The sequence below is a fragment of the Gemmatimonas sp. genome (assembly GCF_041689975.1).
In the GTDB taxonomy this organism is placed as follows: domain Bacteria; phylum Gemmatimonadota; class Gemmatimonadetes; order Gemmatimonadales; family Gemmatimonadaceae; genus Gemmatimonas.
This window is the reverse complement of sequence record NZ_JBDNFF010000332.1, coordinates 1-3,487: the sequence shown is the minus strand read 5'-3', so window position 1 is coordinate 3,487 and position 3,487 is coordinate 1. Positions and strand designations below refer to the sequence as shown.

The window sequence follows — 3,487 nt, the reverse complement described above, 5'->3', positions numbered from 1 at the left end:
GTCGCCGCCGTGACGCGTCGCACGGGCTCGTCATCGTCGACCACCATCAGTGTTTCATGGCCGTCGGCGGCCGGCGCTTCCGGTATCACGGCGACATCGGCCGCGCCTTCAGCCGCGGGAAGCACGATCGTTACCACGGTGCCCTGCCGCACCTCTGAACGGATCGACATCGTGCCACCCGCCTGGGTCACGATGCCATAGCTCGTGGCAAGGCCGAGGCCAGAGCCTTTGCCAGCGTCCTTGGTCGTGAAGAACGGCTCCAATGCCCGGTTGCGCGTTTCTTCTGTCATGCCCGCGCCGGTATCGCTGATCTCGAACACCACGATCGCGCCAACCGGCGCGTTCAACAGCATCAGCGTCTCGTCGTCACCAGCACGGACACCGCACCGAATCAGGAGCACACCGCCGTCCGGCATGGCATCGCTCGCATTCACCGCGAGATTCATCAGCACCTGATCGAACAGCGCCGGGTCCACACGCACGCAGCCAGCGCTGCCGGCGATGTCGAGATGAAGACAGATCCGCTCGCGCAGGAGTCGACGAACGAGTGGAACGGCGCGCTCGATGATCGCGGTGACTTCAACGGTTCGCGGGGCCATCACGTGGCGGCGCGCAAAGCCCAGCAACTGCCGACTGAGCGCCGCACCGGATTCGGCGGCCGCGCGAATCTGCCCCGCACTGATCGCGACGTCGCCACTCGGTTCCGCATCGAACGCCAGCAGGCTCGCTTCGCCGATGATCGTGGTCAGCACGTTGTTGAAGTCGTGCGCAATCCCACCGGCAAGTTGACCGACACTCTCGATGCGCTGCACCTGACGCAACTCATCCTCCAGTCGACGGCGGTCGGACACGTCGACGAACACACCGTTCCAGATCGTTGCGCCATCCGCCATGCGCTGCGGAAGCGCCTGACCACTCAGCCAGCGCCAGTGCCCTTCCTTCTCCTGATCACTGAATCGGAAATCATGCGCCCACTTCGTGAGGTCGCGCTGCGATCGATCGATTGACGCGAGCATGCTGAGAATATCGTCGGGATGAACGCGACTCAATGCCACCGCGGGCGACCGCATGATCGACGACAGGTCGGCATCAACCGACTCCCCGGCGACCTCACTGATATACGGAAACGATTCTTCACCGTCAGCCGTGCGGGAATACTGGGACACGATACCCGGCATCACCGACGTGATCTGATCGAGTCGCTCATCGCGCGCGCGAAGCTCGCGTTCAGCCGCGATGACATCGGTGATGTCGGTGACACCGAAGACAACGGCTTCGATGTTGCCGTGAGCCTCGATCAGTGGCGCGCCGTTGACGGACAGCAGCTTACGACGCCCATCGGGCCACTCGATACCGTGACGCAGGTCGCACACCGGCTCGCCGCTGCGCAACACCTGCGCGAACGGTTGGTGATCATCCGGGAACGGCCCGCCGTCAAGATCAGTATGGTGCCACTCGGCGGCATCGAAGCGGCGCCCCGGCGCCTCGCTCACCCGCAGACCGAGCACTTCTACCGCGCGTGCGTTCGCGAAGATGATCGCCCCGAGAACGTCCACCACGATCACGCCAGCAATGCTGGTCGCCAGGATGCCCTCTAGCAGGTCGCGCTCGGCACGCTGCTGCGCCTGGAACTCCTGCGTCGCCGCGTGTAGCTCCTGCACGCGCGCAAGGGCGCCGGCAAGTCGCGATTCGCGCTCGAGTGTGCGCAGCTTGCGGGTGCGCAGCCGGCCCCCGTACACCGCACAGACTGACGTCAAGACGTAGTACGCGACCAAACGGTATGCATCGGCGCTCCGCATGATCGCCTGCGTGTACTCGGCGTCAAGTAACGTCAGCGTGGCAGCGCCCCACCCCGCCAGCAACATGGGTCCCAGCCCACCGGGCACCAGCGGCAGAATGGTAAAGCTAGCGAGGACGGGGAAAAGGATGCCAGACTGGTAATAGACGATCAACACCATCGCGGCGCCGCTCAGCGCTGCCAACGCACCCAGTGCATACGATCCTCGCCTTGACCGTGGGCTGGTCATCGACTCGCGCAGCGTCGCCGCAGCGGCCAAATGCTCGCCCGTCGATCCTACTCAGCAGTCAGTAATATATGATACACTTGGGTGTTGAAAGAATGAGCGAATCAAGGGTTTGTCTTTCTGCATCGCGGCCAGCTGTTCATGCACGCGCGCTTCGAGTTGTTCGCCCTGTTGGAGCGGACGCCGCGAGGTCCCCGTCCGTTTGGCATGACTCCAGACCAGTTCATCGGGGTTCAGATCGGGCGCGTAGCCGGGAAGAAAATGCAGCGTCAGGCGGCCCTTGGTCGTGGCGACATAGTCCGCGGCGAGCTTCGTCTGGCGTGCGGGGAGACGATCGAGCATGAGATGCAGCGGCCGCTTGCGACCGCGCAACAATTGCTTGAGCAGCGTGACAAAGAGCGCGCCATTCAATCCACCCTTGTACGTCCGAAACCAGAACGCACCGTGGCTGCTGACGGCGGACGCCGCACTGATGCTTTGCCGTTGGCCGGGGCGATGCACCACGGGCGTCTTGCCGCGCGCACTCCACGTCGTCCCATGGACGGCGTCGGCGCGGAAGCCGGATGCGTCCCAGAACGCGATGTCCGCGCGCGCCTTCCGCGCCTGTTTGACGAGGGCGGGATACGTCTCACGCTGCCAGCGCGCGATGGCGACCGGATCCCGCTGATACGCGCGCTGCAGGGGCTTTTGCACCGTCAGGCCGACGCGCGCCAAGAGTGCGCCAATCGACGCGAGCGAGAGCGCCACCGCGAAGCGATCCGCAATCAAGGCTTGGACGAGCGTGCGCGTCCACCATCCGAAATCGAACCCGTATTGCCACGGCGATTTCCCATGCACCCACCGAAAGACCTGCCGTTCTTCAGCAGACGTCAACGTGCGCGGCCGCCCCGTGGCTTTGCGCGCGCGTAACACCGTGAGCGGCTTTCCGCGCGCGGCCGCCTGCACGCGGTACGCCCACGCGCGTTGCAGGCCGAACGACGCCGCCACCGCCGCAGGGCGCTCGCCGGCACGCATGCGTTCGGCCGCCAAGCGCCGCATCTCCGCCAACGTCGCATGATCCAACGTCCGTCCATCGCGTGTCTTCATATCTTTCGATACGCACGACCACCACAAACCGTCGAGCTAATTGTATTCTAACTTACTGACGGCTGAGTAAGACTTCACCGATCGGAGTGGTGTCGAGATCGATCGTGCTGTGAGCGGAAGACGGCATAGCTGGAGCTTACGTGAAGTGACCAGTGCCGACCAGTGCGCAGCCGTGCGCATCCGTGCGCATCCAGCCGGTAAATTGCCGCCGACCGCTGGTGCGCGCAGCGCTCAGAGACGACAATTTCCCCCATGCAGATCGGGATCGACCTGGGCGGTACCAAGATAGAAGCCATCGCGCTCGACGCCACAGGTCGTGAGCTCGCGCGCCTGCGTGTCGTGACCCCCCGTGCGTATACGGACACGATCGTCGCGCT

3 protein-coding genes are annotated in these 3,487 nt (G+C 64.4%); 1 reads left to right on the top strand and 2 read right to left on the bottom strand.

Going from position 1 to position 3,487, the window contains the following annotated elements; translation table 11 throughout:
* The coding region (locus tag ACESNG_RS19710; RefSeq protein ID WP_373070496.1) for an ATP-binding protein at positions 1-2,027 on the bottom strand (2,027 nt) is incomplete at its 3' end.
* A 51-nt stretch (positions 2,028-2,078) separates the two neighbouring features.
* A complete protein-coding gene (locus tag ACESNG_RS19705) occupies positions 2,079-3,110 on the bottom strand; it encodes an IS630 family transposase (protein WP_373070494.1) in 1,032 nt (343 codons plus the stop codon).
* 252 nt (positions 3,111-3,362) lie between these two features.
* Here ACESNG_RS19705 and ACESNG_RS19700 point away from each other — a divergent pair.
* A partial coding sequence (locus tag ACESNG_RS19700) for an ROK family protein (RefSeq protein ID WP_373070498.1) occupies positions 3,363-3,487 on the top strand: 125 nt, incomplete at its 3' end.